This window comes from Pseudomonas fluorescens (assembly GCF_041354075.1).
GTDB lineage: Bacteria > Pseudomonadota > Gammaproteobacteria > Pseudomonadales > Pseudomonadaceae > Aquipseudomonas > Aquipseudomonas fluorescens_CE.
In genome coordinates, this window is the sequence record NZ_JARZGC010000054.1 from 1 (window position 1) to 420 (window position 420).

Below are 420 nucleotides of genomic sequence, written 5' to 3' on the forward strand. Positions count from 1 at the left end.
CGTTCAGTCTATCTTTCTATCACATACCCAAATTTTTAAAGAACGAACTAGTCAAAGACTAGAAATCAACATTCATCGGTGAATGCTCATTTCTAAACTCTAATCAGCAGAAGCAGTTAATGGTGGAGCCAAGCGGGATCGAACCGCTGACCTCCTGCGTGCAAGGCAGGCGCTCTCCCAGCTGAGCTATGGCCCCATAACAAAATTGGTGGGTCTGGGCAGATTCGAACTGCCGACCTCACCCTTATCAGGGGTGCGCTCTAACCAACTGAGCTACAGACCCAATTTCGAGCGCGTAACTGTTAGCTTGGAGCTATCAGCTTGGAGCTTAAAGCTGCTTCTATCGTCTTCTTCAATGAATCAAGCAATTCGTGTGGGAGCTCATGGAGCAGCTGAGTCGTCGATTAAGGAGGTGATCCA

The 420-nt window shown here is 48.1% G+C and carries 2 tRNA genes; both read right to left on the reverse strand.

The annotated features are described in order from the left end of the window. Positions 1-120: 120 nt before the first annotated feature. Positions 121-196, reverse strand: a tRNA-Ala gene (locus QIW53_RS27205). Between the two features lie 10 nt (positions 197-206). Continuing rightward, a tRNA-Ile gene (locus QIW53_RS27210) sits at positions 207-283 on the reverse strand. Between the last annotated feature and the right edge of the window lie 137 nt (positions 284-420).